Annotated in this window: 12 protein-coding genes; 8 read left to right on the top strand and 4 right to left on the bottom strand. The window is 71.6% G+C overall.

The annotated features are described in order from the left end of the window. Positions 1–248: 248 nt before the first annotated feature. Positions 249–917: a CBS domain-containing protein gene (locus ACFFRH_RS43555; protein WP_344745574.1), complete on the bottom strand. Its 669-nt coding sequence runs from the start codon at positions 915–917 to the stop codon at positions 249–251. A 285-nt stretch (positions 918–1,202) separates the two neighbouring features. Between ACFFRH_RS43555 and ACFFRH_RS43550 the strand changes: the two genes are divergently transcribed. From ACFFRH_RS43550 to pflA, 8 genes are all read left to right on the top strand, one after another. Then, positions 1,203–1,841, top strand: coding sequence for a response regulator transcription factor (locus ACFFRH_RS43550; RefSeq protein WP_344745575.1), 639 nt, complete (start codon positions 1,203–1,205; stop codon positions 1,839–1,841). 56 nt (positions 1,842–1,897) lie between these two features. Beyond that, complete coding sequence (locus tag ACFFRH_RS43545) at positions 1,898–2,344, top strand: pyridoxamine 5'-phosphate oxidase family protein (RefSeq protein ID WP_386164023.1); 447 nt, start codon at positions 1,898–1,900, stop codon at positions 2,342–2,344. 432 nt (positions 2,345–2,776) lie between these two features. Next, positions 2,777–3,205, top strand: a complete 429-nt coding sequence (locus tag ACFFRH_RS43540; protein ID WP_344745577.1) for an Hsp20/alpha crystallin family protein — start codon at positions 2,777–2,779, stop codon at positions 3,203–3,205. A gap of 60 nt (positions 3,206–3,265) precedes the next feature. Continuing rightward, positions 3,266–3,964, top strand: a complete 699-nt coding sequence (locus ACFFRH_RS43535) for a CBS domain-containing protein (protein ID WP_344745578.1) — start codon at positions 3,266–3,268, stop codon at positions 3,962–3,964. Between the two features lie 319 nt (positions 3,965–4,283). Continuing rightward, positions 4,284–6,908, top strand: a complete 2,625-nt coding sequence (gene adhE / locus ACFFRH_RS43530; protein WP_344745580.1) for a bifunctional acetaldehyde-CoA/alcohol dehydrogenase — start codon at positions 4,284–4,286, stop codon at positions 6,906–6,908. A 75-nt stretch (positions 6,909–6,983) separates the two neighbouring features. Next, a complete protein-coding gene (gene ppdK, locus ACFFRH_RS43525) occupies positions 6,984–9,638 on the top strand; it encodes a pyruvate, phosphate dikinase (RefSeq protein WP_386164020.1) in 2,655 nt (884 codons plus the stop codon). A gap of 72 nt (positions 9,639–9,710) precedes the next feature. Beyond that, positions 9,711–12,026 carry a formate C-acetyltransferase gene (gene pflB / locus ACFFRH_RS43520; RefSeq protein WP_446697434.1) on the top strand — a complete coding sequence of 772 codons (2,316 nt, stop codon included), beginning with the start codon at positions 9,711–9,713 and terminating at the stop codon, positions 12,024–12,026. Beyond that, complete coding sequence (pflA, locus tag ACFFRH_RS43515; protein WP_386164015.1) at positions 12,026–12,859, top strand: pyruvate formate-lyase-activating protein; 834 nt, start codon at positions 12,026–12,028, stop codon at positions 12,857–12,859. Before pflB ends, pflA begins: the two co-directional genes overlap by 1 nt. 100 nt (positions 12,860–12,959) lie before the next feature. On the opposite strand, the gene ACFFRH_RS43510 is transcribed toward pflA, so the two are convergent. The 3 genes from ACFFRH_RS43510 to ACFFRH_RS43500 all read right to left on the bottom strand — a co-directional run. Then, positions 12,960–13,826 (bottom strand): universal stress protein, encoded by an 867-nt coding sequence (locus ACFFRH_RS43510; RefSeq protein ID WP_344745582.1) that lies wholly within the window; start codon positions 13,824–13,826, stop codon positions 12,960–12,962. 258 nt (positions 13,827–14,084) lie between these two features. After that, positions 14,085–14,618, bottom strand: coding sequence for a universal stress protein (locus ACFFRH_RS43505; RefSeq protein ID WP_344745583.1), 534 nt, complete (start codon positions 14,616–14,618; stop codon positions 14,085–14,087). Between the two features lie 209 nt (positions 14,619–14,827). Next, positions 14,828–15,957: GAF domain-containing sensor histidine kinase (locus ACFFRH_RS43500; RefSeq protein WP_386164012.1), on the bottom strand; the 1,130-nt coding region annotated here is incomplete at its 5' end.

Genomic DNA, 15,957 nt, shown 5'->3' with positions numbered 1-15,957 from the left:
AGTCTGTGCGGGAACGGTCTGTGCGGGGACGGCGCCCGTGACCGGCTTGGTGTGAACGTCGTGTCCGTGAGTGGTGGCCATGACGGCTCCCCTTTCCGAGTAGTTCCGTGCGGTCCGCGGTGTTCGGCGGTCTTCGTGTCGTCCTCATCACACCGTCTCCCGGAGCCCGGCCACAGTGCCGTACGAACCGCGCCCGCGGGACTTTCGGCCTTTTCGCGATCGGCGCACGCCCCTTCCGCGGCGGCGTTCTACAGCAGGGGCGGCACGACGATCAGGTCGTCGTCGCCGTGCCCGAGCCGTGAGGTGACGTCGATGACGCCTTCGAGCCGGCGGATCGCCTGGACGAGCTGGACGACCTGCGAGTGGCGTTCGACCTCACCGTCGAGGGTCACCACGCCGTTCTCGACGCCGATGCTCACCTCGGATCCGGTGGCGGTCAGGTCGCGGGCGACGGTTTCGGCCTCGGCGCGCAGCTCGGCCTCGGGGCGGTCGAAGACGCGCAGCAGGTCCGCCCGGTGCAGGACGCCGGCGAGGCGGCCGGTGACCGGGTCGATCACCGGGAGCTGCTGGATCCTCCTGTCGTGCATGAGCCGGGCCGCGTCCCTGGCGGGCATGCCCGGGGTGACGGTGATCGCGGGTGAGGTCATCAGGTCCTTGGCCAGGACCGCCGTGGCCTTGTGGTGCTCGCGGCGGCGGCCGGCGCTCTCGAAGATGGAGATGCTGTGGCGCACCGGGTCGCTCTCCTTGAGCAGCAGGTCGTCCTGGGACACCACCCCGACCGGGCGACGGTCCGCGTCGACGACCGTCACCGCGCCCACGGCGAAGCGCCTCATCACGGCCACGATCTCGGCGAACCCCGCATCCTGCCGCACCGCGATGGCGGTGCGGCCCATCACGTCACTCACGACGATCGACATCTTCTTCTCCCCAACTCTCGCCAGTCCTTCGAACGTCCCCGTGATCCGGGTGTCGCCAGGAGCGGACGACCGCCACAGCGCGGTAGGCGTGGCGCCGAACGTCCCCTCTCCCCCATCAGACCCCTGCCCGGCAGGCCCGCCCCAGGGCCACAGGTCCCGCCTCACACCGCCTGAGGACAGGGGCTTTCGGTCCTCGCCGTCGTGCCGGGTCCCACCGGCCGCCGACGTGACACGCGGGTCCTTGGTCCCTACCGGCACCTGCCAAAGGGGACTAACGTGCGAAGCATGATTCGCGTTTTCCTGGTGGACGACCACGAGGTGGTACGGCGCGGTGTCGCCGCGCTACTCGACTCCGAGGACGACATCGAGGTGATCGGCGAGGCCGGCACCGCCGAGTCGGCCATCGCCCGCATCCCCGCCCTCAAGCCCGACGTCGCCGTGCTCGACGTCCGCCTGCCCGACGGCAACGGTGTCGACGTGTGCCGCGAGGTCCGCTCCCAGCTGCCCGGCCTGGCGTGTCTGATGCTGACCTCCTACGCCGACGACGACGCTTTGTTCGACGCGGTCATGGCCGGGGCCTCGGGGTATGTGCTCAAGCAGATCCACGGCTCGGACCTGGTGGGGGCGGTCCGCACGGTCGCCTCCGGGCAGTCGCTGCTGGATCCGCAGACCACGGCCTCGATGCTGGCGCGCCTGCGCGACCAGGCGGCGAGGAAGGACCCGCTGGCCGCCCTGTCGGATCAGGAGCGGCAGATCCTGGAGTTGATCGGCGAGGGCCTGACCAACCGGCAGATCGGCGAGCGGATGTTCCTCGCCGAGAAAACGGTCAAGAACTACGTCTCCAACCTTCTGAGCAAGCTCGACATGCAGCGGCGCACCCAGGTGGCGGCCATGGCCGCCCGCCTGAGGGCAGATCGTCGGTGACGCGGGGGACTTTCGTCCCTAACGTTCTCGTGGAACGCGAGGGCAGCCTGAAGGGCATGAAGCTCGACTCGGCAGGTCTGCAGATCCTCTCGCGCCAGGAGTGCCTCGCGCTCCTGGCGTCGGCCTCGATCGGGCGCATCGTGTTCACCGACCGGGCCCTGCCCGCGGTACAACCGGTCAACTTCGTCCTCGACGGCCAGGACATCGTGATCCGCACCGGCATCGGCTCCAAACTCGCCGCCGCGACCAGCGGCGCCATCGTCGCCTTCGAAGCCGACGACTTCGACCCCACCACCCACACCGGCTGGTCGGTCACCGCCATCGGACCCGCCCGCGCCGCACACGAACCCCACGAGATCCAACACCTGTCCACCCTCCCCCTGCACACCTGGGCACCAGGCAGCCGCGACCACTACATCCTGGTCCGCGCCGAACACATCACCGGCCGCCGCCTCACATCCCAAGACGACGAGCACGACGAGCGGGACGAACGGGAAATCTGACACCCGCCCAGGGCTTTCCCGCCCCTGGAGTCGTCCCGACGTCCCGCGGACCCTTCCGTCCCACCGGCCCCGGCACTCGCGGCCGTCACCGGCCCGGCACCTGATCGGAAGAAATCTCCGTAACCGGAAGAACCCTCCGTGACCGGAAGAAACCGCTCGGCTGGAGCCGTCTCGGCCGCCTTCGATGTGATGATCACCCCCGGGCCCCCGGCCGGATGTCCCCGATCCGGGCCGGCGAGGCCGACAGGGCCGACAGGGCCGACAGGGCCACGCCAAACAGGAGGGGCCCCGCCAGGGTCCGCCCCCGCCCCGAAGTACCTCCGGCGACAACGACCAATGGCGGCCGAGCTGGGGACCTCCGGCCCTACATCCGGCCACCCACCAGGCGTGGGATGGAGGTGAGAAGCACAAGAAGATCATGGAGGTGGGCAGATGACCACACTCACCCGCAGGGAGCCGAAAGGACTGTTTCCGGAGATCTTCGACTGGCTCGAAGGACCGCTGGCGGGGTTCCGCCCGGCGATCGGCCCCTCGATCCGGTTCGAGGACTACGTCAAGGACGGCAGGTACGTTCTGCTGGCCGAACTCCCCGGTATCGACCCTGACAAGGATCTTGAGATCACCCTCACCAACGACGTCCTGTCCATCCACGCCGAACGGCACCACGAGGAGAAGGACGCGCACCGCACCGAGTTCCGCTACGGCGCGCTCACCCGCTCCATCGTCCTGCCCCCGGGCGCGGACCCCAAGGACATCAAGGCGAGCTACGACAAGGGCCTCCTGGAGATCAGTGTGAAGCTCGACGACAACAAGGGCGCGGGCGTCCGCATCCCCGTCGGCAAGGCCCGCACCACCAGGTAACACACCCGGCGGGCCCGTTCGGGCGAGCGGGCCCGCACCATCACAGGTGGAGAACATGCCATGCGCACCAACGTAGAGAACGTCATGACCAGGAACGTGGCGCTGGTCACCGCCGACACACCGTTCAAGGACATCGCCGAGACGCTCATCGCGCACGCGGTGAGCGCGGTTCCCGTCGTGGACGGGGACGGCAGGGTCATCGGCGTCGTCTCCGAGGCGGATCTGCTCGCCAAGGAGGAGTTCCGGGAGCAGTACTACCGTGAGGGCTACCAGCCGCCGTTGCGCGCCCGGCTGCGGCACCGGCTGAACCCCGAGGGCCGCGACCTGAAGGCCAGGGCGCGGGGCGACATCGCCACCGAGCTGATGACCTCCCCCGCGGTCACGGTCACCAAGGAGACACCTACGGTCGGCGCCGCCAGGCTCATGGAGGAACACGGGATCAAGCGGCTCCCGGTCGTCGACCGGGACGGCCGCCTGGTGGGCATCGTCAGCCGCCGCGACCTGATCAGGGTTTTCGTCCGGCCCGACTCCGACATCGCCGACGAGGTGCGCGAAGAGGTCCTCGGCCGCTCCCTGTGGGTGGACACCCAGCAGGTCCACGTCCGGGTCGACCACGGTGTCGTCACCCTGACCGGCACCATGGAACGTCGCAGCGAAGCCGACATAGCGGCCCGGATGACCGGCCGCATCAACGGCGTCGTCGACGTGGTGAACGAGGTGCGGTGGAAGGAGGACGACAACACCTGGAGCGGAGGCTGAACCGGCCGGCCCTGCCTCCTCCTCTCTCCCGCCTCCTCGTCGCCCCTGTCTCCTCATGGCCCTGGCCGGGACCCTCTCACCGGGTCCCGGCCAGACCGCTCACACGGGCAGGGCGTGCCGGGAAGACCACAGCGGCCCGATCACGGCATTGACGACGCGCGTGGGTCCTCCTCCTTCGTCCTCCTCAGACCGGCCGGTGCCCGGCCGCGGCCCCGGAGGCCAAAGTCCCGGACGAAGGTGCCTTTCGGCTCCGGTACACCGGGTGCGCGACCGGGATTCTGAAGACGACCACAAGACCGAGACGCCCGAGGTGATCCGCATGGCCGACCAGGTCGCACACGTCCCGACCGCCGTCACCGAGATGATCGACACCCTGGTGGGGAACGCGCTGAAGGCGTTGGACGACTACGGCGCCTTCGACCAGGAGCAGATCGACCACATCGTCAAGAAGGCGTCCGTCGCCGCGCTGGACGAACACGCGGAGCTCGCCGAGCGGGCCGTCGCCGAGACCGGGCGCGGCGTGTTCGAGGACAAGGCGGTCAAGAACATCTTCGCCTGCGAGCACGTCACCGACGACATGGCCCCCCTCAAGACCGTCGGCGTCATCGCGCGCGACGACATCAGCGGGCTGGTGGAGATCGCCGAACCCGTGGGCGTCGTCTGCGGGATCACCCCGGTCACCAACCCGACCTCCACCACGATCTTCAAGGCGCTGATCGCGCTGAAGACCCGCAACCCGATCGTGTTCGCCTTCCACCCCGCCGCCCAGGAGTGCAGCGCCGCCGCGGCCAGGATCGTGCGGGACGCCGCGGTCGCGGCGGGCGCGCCCGAGCACTGCGTGCAGTGGGTCGAGCGGCCGTCTCTGGCGGCGACGACCGCGCTGATGCGTCACGACGGCGTGTCGACGATCCTGGCCACCGGCGGCAACGGCATGGTGCGGGCGGCATACTCGGCGGGCAAGCCCGCCCTCGGGGTGGGCGCCGGCAACGTGCCCGCGTACGTGGAGGCCACCGCGGACCTGCGCCGCGCGGTCAACGACATCGTGCTCTCCAAGTCCTTCGACAACGGCATGATCTGCGCCTCGGAGCAGGCCGTGATCCTCGACGACGCGGTGTACGAGGACGCGCTCGCCGAGTTCGCCGTCCTGCACGCGCACCTGGCCGACGCCGAGGAGAAGCGCAAGCTGGAGGCGTTCCTGTTCGGCGCGGCGGCGGGCGGCGAGTCGTGCGCGCAGGCGAGGATCAACGCCGACGCCGTGGGCCGGTCGGCGGGCTGGATCGCCGAGCAGGCCGGGTTCACGGTGCCCGACGGCACCTCGGTCATCCTCGCCGAGGTCGCCGAGGTCGGCCCCGCCGAACCGCTGACCAGGGAGAAGCTGTGCCCGGTACTGGCGGTGCTGCGGGCCGGCAGCCGCGAGGAGGCGATCGTGACGGCCGAGCGGATGGTGGAGTTCGGCGGTCTGGGACACAGTGCCGCGATCCACACCCGCGACGAGGACCTGGCCGAGGAGTTCGGCATGCGGGTCAAGGCGGTGCGGATCATCTGGAACGCGCCGTCCTCGCAGGGCGGCATCGGTGACATGTACAACGCGTTCGTCCCATCACTGACCCTGGGCTGCGGCAGCTACGGCCGCACCTCGGTCTCCCACAACGTCTCGGCGGTCGACCTGCTCAACATCAAGCGGATCGGCCGGCGCACCAACAACCTGCAGTGGTTCAAGGTCCCGGCGAAGGTCTACTTCGAGCCGCACGCGATCCGCTATCTGGTCGACATGCCCGGGGTGCACCGGGTGAGCATCGTGACCGATCCGACGATGACCCGCCTGGGATACGTCGACCGCGTTCTCACCGTGCTGGGCCGGCGTCCGGAGCGGGTCGCGCTGCAGATCATCGACGACGTCGAGCCGGAGCCGAGCGTGGCCACCGTCGACCGGGGCGCCGCACTGATGCGCGCGTTCCGGCCCGACACCATCATCGCGCTGGGTGGCGGGTCGGCGATGGACGCGGCCAAGGTGATGTGGCTGCGCTACGAGCACCCCGAGGTCGTCTTCGACGACATGAGGCAGAAGTTCTTCGACATCCGCAAGCGCGCCTTCACGTTCCCGACACTGGGCGAGCTGGCGCGGCTGGTGTGCGTGCCGACGACGTCGGGCACCGGCGCCGAGGTCACCCCGTTCGCGGTGATCACCGACACCGCCACCGGCAAGAAGTACCCGCTGGCCGACTACGCGCTCACCCCGAGCGTCGCCATCGTCGACCCCGTCCTGGCCGCGGACCTGCCGGCCGCGGTCACCGCCGACAGCGGCTTCGACGCCCTCACCCACGCCGTCGAGGCGTACGTGTCGGTGTATGCCAGTGACTTCACCGACGGCCTGGCGCTGCACGCGATCAAACTGGTCTTCGCCAACCTGGAGCGCGCGGTGAGCCGCGGCGCCGCCGACCCGGCCGCCAGGGAGCGGATGCACAACGCCGGCACCATCGCCGGGATGGCCTTCGGCAACGCCTTCCTGGGCATCGTGCACGCCATGTCGCACACGCTCGGCGCGACCTTCCACGTGGCGCACGGGCGGACCAACGCCATCCTGCTCCCCCACGTGATCCGCTACAACGGGACGGTTCCCGCCAAGCTGTCGGGCTGGCCGAAGTACGAGCACTACCGCGCCCCCGAACGGTTCCAGGAGATCGCCCGGGCGCTCGGCCTGCCCGCCGCCACCCCCGCCGAGGGCGTGGAGTCCCTGGCCGCCGCCGTCGAGGGGCTCCGCGGGGCCGTGGGCATCCCGTCGTCCTTCCGTGACCTCGGCGTCGAGGAGTCGGCCTTCCTGACCGCGCTCCCCGAGCAGGCCCGCAACGCCTACGAGGACCAGTGCGCCCCGGCCAACCCCCGGATGCCGATGCTCGACGACATGCGCGACCTCATGCGCGCCGCCTACCACGGGAGGCGCTGATCCCGGCCCCGGCGGCCGGAGCCGCCGCTTCGGCCGCCTTCTCGCACCACACGAACCGAATGGAGGCGACGCGCGATGCGCACCTACGTGTACGACTTCGCGGACGGCGACAAGGACATGAAGGACCTGCTCGGCGGCAAGGGCGCCAACCTGGCCGAGATGACCCGGCTGGGCCTGCCCGTCCCGCCCGGTTTCACCGTCACCACCGAGGCCTGCCGCTCCTACCTGGCGGAGGGCGTGGCCCCGGCGGAACTCGACGACGAGATGGCCACCCACCTGCGGCGGATCGAGAAGACGATGAACCGGGGGTTCGGCGACCCCGGCGACCCGCTGCTGCTGTCGGTCCGCTCCGGCGGCCGCTTCTCCATGCCCGGCATGATGGAGACCGTCCTGGACATCGGTCTCACCGACGCGACCGTCGCCGGGCTGGCCGCCTCCGGCGGCGAACGCTTCGCGTGGGACTGCTACCGGCGGCTCATCTCCATGTACGGCTCGACCGTCGAGGGCATCGCGGGCTCCGCGTTCGAGAGCGCGCTGGCGGCGGCGCGCCGCGGGCGCGGGGTCGCCTCCGATCCGGAGCTGACCGCCGCCGACCTGCGCGAGCTGGTGGGGACCTACAAGGAGATCTTCCGCGCGCACACCGGTGCCAGCTTCCCGCAGGACCCGGTCGAGCAGCTCGGCAACACCGTGCTGGCCGTCTTCCGCTCCTGGAACACCGAGCGCGCCCGTCTCTACCGGCGCGCCGAGCACATCCCCGACGACCTGGGCACCGCCGTCAACGTCATGGCCATGGTGTACGGCAACCGCGGCACCGGATCGGGCACCGGCGTCGCCTTCACCCGCGATCCCGCGACCGGCGCGCGCGGCGTCTACGGCGACTACCTGCCGGACGCCCAAGGCGAGGACGTGGTGGCCGGCATCCGCGACACCCTGCCCCTGCAGGAGCTCGCCCGGCTGGACCGTCGCTGTTTCGACGAGCTGGTGCGGGCGATGGACGTGCTGGAACGCCGTTACCGCGACCTGTGCGACATCGAGTTCACCATCGAGGACGGCAGGTTGTGGATGCTGCAGACCCGGGTCGGCAAGCGGACCGCCGACGCCGCCTTCGTCATCGCCGCCCAGCTCGTCGACGAGGGGGTCATCGATCTCGACGAGGCGCTGCGGCGCGTCGACGGCGTCCAGCTCGGCCGGCTCATGTTCCCCCGCTTCGACCTGTCGGGCTCGCCCGGGCCGATCGCCGTCGGTGTGCCCGCCTCTCCCGGGGCCGCCTCGGGCCGGGCCGTGTTCGACTCCCGCCGTGCCGCCGAGGCCACCGGCCCGGTCATCCTGGTCCGGCGCGAGACCAATCCCGACGACCTGCCCGGCATGCTCGCCGCCCGCGGCATCCTGACCAGCCGCGGCGGCAAGACCTCGCACGCCGCCGTCGTCGCCCGCGGCATGGGCCGCACCTGCGTCTGCGGTGCCGGCGCCCTTGAGGTCGATCCGGAGGGCCGGCTGTTCCGGGCCGGCTCCGTGACCGTCCGCGAGGGCGACATGATCTCCGTGGACGGCACCACCGGAACGGTGTACCTGGGTGAGTTGCCCGTGACCCCGTCGCCGGTCGTGCGTCACCTCGAAGGCGATCTCGATGCCGGGTCGGGGCCGCTCGTCCCGGCCGTCGGCAGGCTCCTCGCCCACGCGGACACGCTGCGCCGCCTGGACGTGCGGGCCAACGCCGACACCGCCGAGGACGCGGCCCGCGCCCGCAGGTTCGGCGCCGCCGGGATCGGGCTGTGCCGGACCGAGCACATGTTCCTCGGCCCGCGGCGCGCCCTGGTGGAGCGCCTCATCCTGGCCGAGGGCGAGGAGGAGGTCCGGGCGGTGCTGGAGGAGCTTCTGCCGTTGCAGCGGGCCGACTTCGTCGAGGTGCTGGCGGCCATGGACGGGCTTCCGGTCACCATCCGGCTGCTCGATCCGCCCCTGCACGAGTTCCTTCCCCCGCTGGAGGAGTTGCTCGGCGCCGTGACCGGCCGCGAGCGGGCGCTGCTGGCCGCGGTACGGAGAATGCACGAGAGCAACCCGATGCTCGGGTTGCGCGGTGTCCGGCTCGGCCTGACCGTCCCCGGCCTGTTCGCCATGCAGGTCCGCGCCATCGGCGAGGCCTCCGCCATCCGCGTCCGGGACGGTGGGACGCCACGGCCGGAGATCATGGTCCCGCTGGTCGGCGACGTCCGCGAGCTGGCTCTGGTCCGCGCCGAGTCCGAGCGGGTGCTGGCCGCGATCGAGGACGCGCCACCGATCCCGATCGGAACGATGATCGAGGTGCCCCGGGCGGCTCTCACCGCCGGTGACATCGCCGGGCAGGCCGAGTTCTTCTCCTTCGGCACCAACGACCTGACCCAGATGACCTGGGGATTCTCCCGCGACGACGTGGAGGCCTCGTTCCTGCCGCAGTATCTGCGCCTGGGCGTTTTCGAGACCTCGCCGTTCGAGACCATCGACCGGCGCGGCATCGGCCGCCTGGTCGAGCTGGCCGTCGAGGAAGGGCGAAGCGCTCGTCCCGGCCTGCGGATCGGTGTCTGCGGCGAACACGGCGGCGACCCCGCCTCCGTGTGGTTCTTCCACGACGCGAACCTGGACTACGTCTCCTGCTCGCCGTACCGGGTGCCGGTGGCTCGCCTGGAGGCCGGCCGCGCGGCCGTCGCCGGATCCCCTCCGTCCGGCGAGGACGTTGGTCCCGCCCATCGGTGACCTCCGGCCGATGAGACGGGCGGCGCGGGCGACGACAGTGAAGGTGTGGACGAGAGACGAGGGAGTTCTCCGATGACGAGCATGACGAGCGCGACGAACGTGACCGGCATGACCGGCATAGACGACATAACCGACGTGTCGGCCGAACGGCGAGAAGCGACATCGGAGCCCTGGCGCGGTTTCCGTGGCGAGGCGTGGCGCGCGCACGCGGACGTCCGCGACTTCGTGCAGGCCAACTACACCCCCTACGAGGGGGACGAGTCGTTCCTCGCGGGGCCGACGGACCGCACCCTCGCGGTGTGGGAGAAGATCACCGCGATGCTTCCCGAGGAGCGCCGGCGCGGCGTCCACGACGTCGACGTCTCGACTCCGTCCTCGATCACGGCGCACCGGCCCGGCTACATCGATCGTGCCCGTGAGCTGATCGTGGGCCTGCAGACCGACGCGCCGCTGAAGCGGGCCATCATGCCCGCCGGTGGGCTGCGGATGGTGGACAACGGCCTGGCCGCGTACGGCTACACGCTCGACCCGCGGGTGCGGGAGATCTTCAGCAGGTACCGCAAGACCCACAACGACGGTGTTTTCGACGCCTACACCCCCGAGATCCGCGCGGCCCGCCGCTCGGGCGTGATCACCGGGCTGCCCGACTCCTACGGCCGGGGCCGGATCATCGGCGACTACCGGCGGGTCGCCCTGTACGGCGTCTCCCGTCTCGTCTCCTTCAAGGAGGCGGAGCTGCGCGGCCTGGACGACGCCTTCGCCGGTGACGCGGTGATCCGCGACCGGGAGGAGCTGGCCGAGCAGCTGCGCGCGCTGGAGGAGCTGCGCCAGATGGCGGCCTCCTACGGCCACGACGTCTCCCGGCCCGCGGCCACCGCGCGCGAGGCGGTCCAGTGGCTGTACTTCGCCTACCTCGCCGCGGTGAAGGAGCAGAACGGCGCGGCCATGTCGCTGGGCCGCACCTCCACCTTCCTCGACGTCTACCTGCAGCGGGACCTCGACGAAGGGCGGATCACCGAGCGGGAGGCCCAGGAACTCGTCGACGACTTCGTGATCAAGCTGCGGATCGTCCGGTTCCTGCGCACCCCCGAATACGACCAGCTGTTCTCCGGAGACCCGACCTGGGTGACCGAGTCGATCGGCGGCATGGGCACCGACGGCCGGACCCTGGTGACCCGCACCAGCTACCGCTACCTGCAGACGCTGCGCAACCTCGGTCCCGCACCGGAGCCGAACCTCACCGTGTTCTGGTCGCAGCGGCTGCCCGAGCCGTTCAAGCGGTTCTGCGCCCGCCTGTCGATCGAGACCAGCTCCGTCCAGTACGAGTCCGACGACCTGATGCGCCCCGTCCACGGCGACGACACCGCCATCGCCTGCTGCGTCTCCGCGGCCCCGGTGGGCAGGCAGATGCAGTTCTTCGGAGCCCGGGTCAACCTGGCCAAGACCCTGCTGTACGCGATCAACGGGGGCCGCGACGAGATGACCGGCAAACAGGTCGGCCCCGCCGTGGCACCGCTGACCGGCGAGTATCTCGACTACGACCGGGTCGTCGCGGCGTTCGGGGTGATGCTGGACTGGCTGGCCCGCACCTACGTCGAGGCGTTGAACATCATCCACTACATGCACGACAAGTACTCCTACGAGCGCATCGAGATGGCGCTGCACGACCACCCGGTCAAGCGCACCCTGGCCTGCGGCATCGCCGGCCTGTCGGTGGCGGCCGACAGCCTGTCGGCGATCAAACACGCCCGGGTGAGGGTGATCCGCGACGAGAGCGGGCTCGCCGTCGACTACGAGATCGAGGGCGACTTCCCCGCCTACGGCAACAACGACGACCGCGCCGACGACATCGCCGTGGACCTGGTGCGCTCGTTCATGGCCAAGGTCCGCCGCCACCCCGCCTACCGTGGCGCCGAGCACACCCAGTCGGTGCTCACCATCACCTCCAACGTGGTGTACGGCAAGCACACCGGCAACACCCCCGACGGGCGTCGCGCCGGCGAGCCGTTCGCCCCCGGCGCCAACCCGATGAACGGCCGCGACAGGCACGGCCTGGTCGCCTCCGCGCTGTCGGTCGCCAAGCTGCCCTACGACCAGGCCCAGGACGGCATCTCGCTCACCAACACCGTCACCCCCGAGGGGCTCGGCCGTACCGACCGGGAACGGGTGGGCAACCTGGTCGGGGTGCTCGACGGCTACGTCGACGCCGGTGGCTTCCACATGAACGTCAACGTCCTCACCCGGGCCGTGCTGCTGGACGCGATGGAGCACCCGGAGAGGTATCCGCAGCTGACCATCCGGGTCTCGGGGTACGCGGTGAACTTCGTCCGTCTCACCCGTGAGCAGCAGCAGGACGTCGTGGACCGTACCTTCCACGGGTCGCTGTGATGGAGGCCGCGGCGAACCCGGCGGCACGCCGCGAGCGGACGACCGGCGACCGCGAAACCGTGATACGGCAGGGCGAGGCCGAGCTTCGCCCGCCGCCCGCGCCGCCGGGCACCGGTGTCGTCAGTTCCTGGGACCTGTCCATCGGCGTCGACGGTCCCGGCACCAGGTTCACGGTGTTCACCGCCGGTTGCCCGCTGCGCTGCCTGTACTGCCAGAACCCCGAGACCTGGCGGATGCGCGACGGCCGCCGCGTCACCGTCGACGAGGTCATGGCCGAGGTGGACAGGTACCGCCGGTTCGTCACCGTGGCGGGCGGCGGGGTGACCGTCAGCGGCGGCGAGCCGCTGCTGCAGCCCGGCTTCACCGCCGAGGTGCTGCGCCGCTGCCACGAGAGCGGCCTGCACACCGCCCTGGACACCTCGGGTTTCCTGGGCGAGCGCGCCACCGACGCGCTGCTCGCCGACACCGACCTGGTACTGCTCGACATCAAGTCCTCCGACCCGGCCGGCTACCGGCGGCTGACCGGCGGTTCGCTGGAGCCGACCCTGCGCTTCGCCCGCCGCCTGGCCGGGCTGGGCCGTCCGGCCTGGATCCGGTTCGTGCTGGTCCCCGGCCTCACCGACGCCCCGGACAACGTCGACGGTGTCGCCCGCTTCGTGGCCGGCCTGGGCAACGTCGACCACGTCGACGTCCTGCCCTATCACCGCATGGCCGCGGAGAAGTACCGGCGCCTCGGCCTGGCCTTTCCCCTGGCGGGCGTGCTTCCCCCCGGACAGGCGCTGCTGGAGCGGGTCCACGCCCAGTTCCGGGCGTACGGTCTCACCAGCATCTGACCGGCGCGGGACTCCCGGACGGTTCGCGCCCGGGAGTCCCGCGCCCGAGCCGATCACCCGAGCCGCTCACCGGCCGGGAGGGCCGGTCGAAAAAGGCCGGTCAGGAGAGGCCGGGAGACGCCTGGGCCGGGGTCACGACCAGAGGGCAGGTGGCGTGGTGCAGCAGCGAATGGCTGACCGACCCCAGCAGCAGCCCGGCCAGCTCACCGCGGCCGCGTGAGCCGACGACCAGCAGGCCGGCGTGGGCCGAGGCCTCGGCCAGGACACGTGCCGGGTGACCGTGTTCGAGCTGTTCGGTGACCTTGACGTCGGGGTAGCGCTCGCTCCAACCGGCCAGGGCCTCGGCCAGCAGGCGCCGTTCGGCCTCGGCCGTCTCCTCCGCGGCCCGCAGGGCGAAGGGGCCTCCGCCGGCGATCGGGCGGCTCCAGGCGTGCACCGCCCGCAGGCCGGTGCCGCGCAGGGACGCCTCGGCGAAGGCGAATCCCAGGGCGTCCGCGCCCGCCGCCGAACCGTCGACGCCGACGACCACCTCTCCGCCCGGCGGGATGGCCGGGGCGCGGACGACGGCCACCGGGCAGGCGGCCCGCCCGGTGACCCCCAGCGCGACCGAACCGAGCAGCATCCCCGTGAAACCCCCCAGCCCCTGGTTGCCGACCACCAGGAGTTCCGCGTCCGCGGCGGACTCGATCAAGATGGTGCGCGGGTCACCGCCCAGCAGCCGCGTCCGCGCCTCGACCCGGGGACCTTCCTGGCGGGCGCGCTCCAGTGCCGCGTCCAGCATGGACGTGGCCCCTTCGCGCATCCAGCGGCCCACCTCGGCGTAGCGGTCCTCCTCGGAGATCTCCAGGGGCCAGGGGGGCATGGCGTGCACGATGCTCAGCGCACCGTCGCGGGCCGTGGCCTCTCTCGCCGCCCAGCCCACGGCCGCGAGCGCGGCCTGCGAGCCGTCGACTCCCACTACGATCATGACATCCTCCTCATGGTGCCCATGGCACCATGACAGCGGCGGGCAGCCGGACGGGACCAGCGGTAAAGGTCCTTTGTCCCCGGGACCTCCGTCCCCGGGCCCGGGATCCCGACCTCTGATGATCGCCGGCCCGGCGCGGGTGGGGCGGCTCGCCGGGGCGCGGCTCCCGGCGCGCGATCCCCCTGTCCCTCGGGTGGGGAGTTCTCCGGCGCCCGGGCGTGGAAGGCGGCGCCGGCGCTGCGGGGGCGCGGCTCGCGGTCAGGCGAGCGCCGGATGCGGCGTCGCGGTCGTGGACTCGATCGCGGGGCGCGGGGCGGGCATGTCGGCGTACCGTACCCGGTCGGCCTGCTCGGGGGTGACGACGACGACGGGGCAGGCCGCCTGGGCGAGGCAGGCCCGCAGGGTCGCGCCGAGGTATCCGCCGCCCGCCGCCGGCCGGAGCCCTCCCAGGACGAGGAGGTCGGCCGTCTCGGAATGGCGCGGCAGCGCCCGCGCGGCCCTGTCGCGGCAGAGCAGCGGGCGCACGGTGAGTTCCGGGCACCCGGCTCGGACGGTCGCGACCGCCTGGCCCACGACGGTTTCGGCGATCGCCTTCCGGTCCGCTTCCTCGGTGGGTGCCTGGCCGGGCAGGTATGGTGCCCGGCACCGTGTGTGGTCGCCCCACGCGTGGAGGACCACCAGTTCCGCGCCGCCGCGGCGGGCTTCCTGGGCACCCCAGCTCAGTGCCGCCCGCCCGGCGGCCGAACCGTCGAAGCCGACCAGGATGCGAGAGAGCGGCTGTCGACCTGTCATGGGATCCTCCGTGATCCGTCCCGTGGCCCCGGTGAAAGGGGTTCACCTTCATGCAACCGCGACCGGCCCCGCCCCGGCCAGGGTCGCTGGTCCCGGCGAACCGGGACCAGCGACCTGCGGTCCGCGGGCCGGTCACCGGCCGGGGCCGGAGAGCGTCGAGGCGTGCGGAGGCGGGGATCCGCGGGTGCTCACCGATGCCTCGCCGCCTGTCAGGTGAGGGGGACGCGCCAGGTCAGCCGGGCTCCTCCCCGCGGGGAGGAGCCGGCCTCGAAGGAGCCGCCGAGCGCGGTGGCGCGTTCCTCCATGTTGCGCAGGCCGCTGCGCTTGCCCTCGCCGGGCAGTCCGACGCCGTCGTCGGTGATGGTGAGGGTGAGCCGGTCGCCGGCCGCCTCGGTGAAGACGTCGGCCTTGGACGCCTTGGCGTGGCGCACGATGTTGGACAGCGCCTCGCGCAGGACGGCCAGCAGGTGCTCGGCGACCGGCGCGGGTACCTTGTTGTCGAGCTGCCCCTCCATCCGCAGGCCCGGCATGAAGCCCAGGTGCCCGCGCGCGCCCTCGACCAGTTCCACGATCCGCGCGCGCAGGCTGGGCTCGTCGTCCCGGCGGGGAGTCTGCAGGGCGAAGATCGTCGAACGGATCTGCCGGATGGTCTCGTCCAGCTCGTTGATGCCGTGCTGGAGCCGGCCCGCGGCCTCGGGGTGCTCGACGAACCGCACGATGCTCATCAAGGTCATGGCGACGGCGAAGAGCCGCTGGATGACGACGTCGTGCAGGTCCTTGGCGATCCGGTCGCGGTCCTCCAGCAGCCCCAGCCGTTCGGCGTCCTGGCGGGCCTCGGCCAGCTCCAGCGCGACCGCGGCCTGCCCGGCGAAGGAGTGCAGGGTCCGCAGCTCGGTGTGGCTGAACGGGACGCGGCCCGGCCGCTTGCCCAGCACCAGCACACCCCGTACCGCCCCGGCGGCGCCCAGCGGCACCGCGGCGGCGGGTCCCACGGTCAGGTCCCGGGTCAGGGCGGCGGGCAGGTCCTCCTCGCCGAGATCGGTGACCATGACCGGCTCACCGCCCAGCAGGGCCCTGCCCGGGAGGGAGTCCGTGACGTCCACCGTGGCCCGGTCGAGCCCGGCGGCACCCGGGCCGTCGGTGATCATCACTCGCAGGACCTCACGGGCCGCGTCGGGAAGCATGATCATCGTGATGTCGGCGGCGGCCAGGTCCCGGGCCCGGCGTGCCATCAGGGTCAGTACCTGATCCGGTTCGGCTCCCGACAGCAGGCTGGTGGTCACCTCCGCCGAGGCCTGCAGCCACATCTCCCGGCGCCGGCTCTCCTCGTACAGGCGGG

It is taken from the genome of Streptosporangium vulgare, assembly GCF_042428775.1.
Classification (GTDB): domain Bacteria; phylum Actinomycetota; class Actinomycetes; order Streptosporangiales; family Streptosporangiaceae; genus Streptosporangium; species Streptosporangium vulgare.
Note: the sequence above shows the minus strand (reverse complement) of the source record. Positions and strands in the feature narration are given on the sequence as shown.

Coding starts and splice junctions, on each gene's coding strand:
- ACFFRH_RS43555 (WP_344745574.1), bottom strand. CDS start 917: ATGTCGATCGTCGTGAGTGACGTGATGGGCCGCACCGCCATCGCGGTG.
- ACFFRH_RS43550 (WP_344745575.1), top strand. CDS start 1,203: ATGATTCGCGTTTTCCTGGTGGACGACCACGAGGTGGTACGGCGCGGT.
- ACFFRH_RS43545 (WP_386164023.1), top strand. CDS start 1,898: ATGAAGCTCGACTCGGCAGGTCTGCAGATCCTCTCGCGCCAGGAGTGC.
- ACFFRH_RS43540 (WP_344745577.1), top strand. CDS start 2,777: ATGACCACACTCACCCGCAGGGAGCCGAAAGGACTGTTTCCGGAGATC.
- ACFFRH_RS43535 (WP_344745578.1), top strand. CDS start 3,266: ATGCGCACCAACGTAGAGAACGTCATGACCAGGAACGTGGCGCTGGTC.
- adhE (WP_344745580.1), top strand. CDS start 4,284: ATGGCCGACCAGGTCGCACACGTCCCGACCGCCGTCACCGAGATGATC.
- ppdK (WP_386164020.1), top strand. CDS start 6,984: ATGCGCACCTACGTGTACGACTTCGCGGACGGCGACAAGGACATGAAG.
- pflB (WP_446697434.1), top strand. CDS start 9,711: ATGACGAGCATGACGAGCGCGACGAACGTGACCGGCATGACCGGCATA.
- pflA (WP_386164015.1), top strand. CDS start 12,026: ATGGAGGCCGCGGCGAACCCGGCGGCACGCCGCGAGCGGACGACCGGC.
- ACFFRH_RS43510 (WP_344745582.1), bottom strand. CDS start 13,826: ATGATCGTAGTGGGAGTCGACGGCTCGCAGGCCGCGCTCGCGGCCGTG.
- ACFFRH_RS43505 (WP_344745583.1), bottom strand. CDS start 14,618: ATGACAGGTCGACAGCCGCTCTCTCGCATCCTGGTCGGCTTCGACGGT.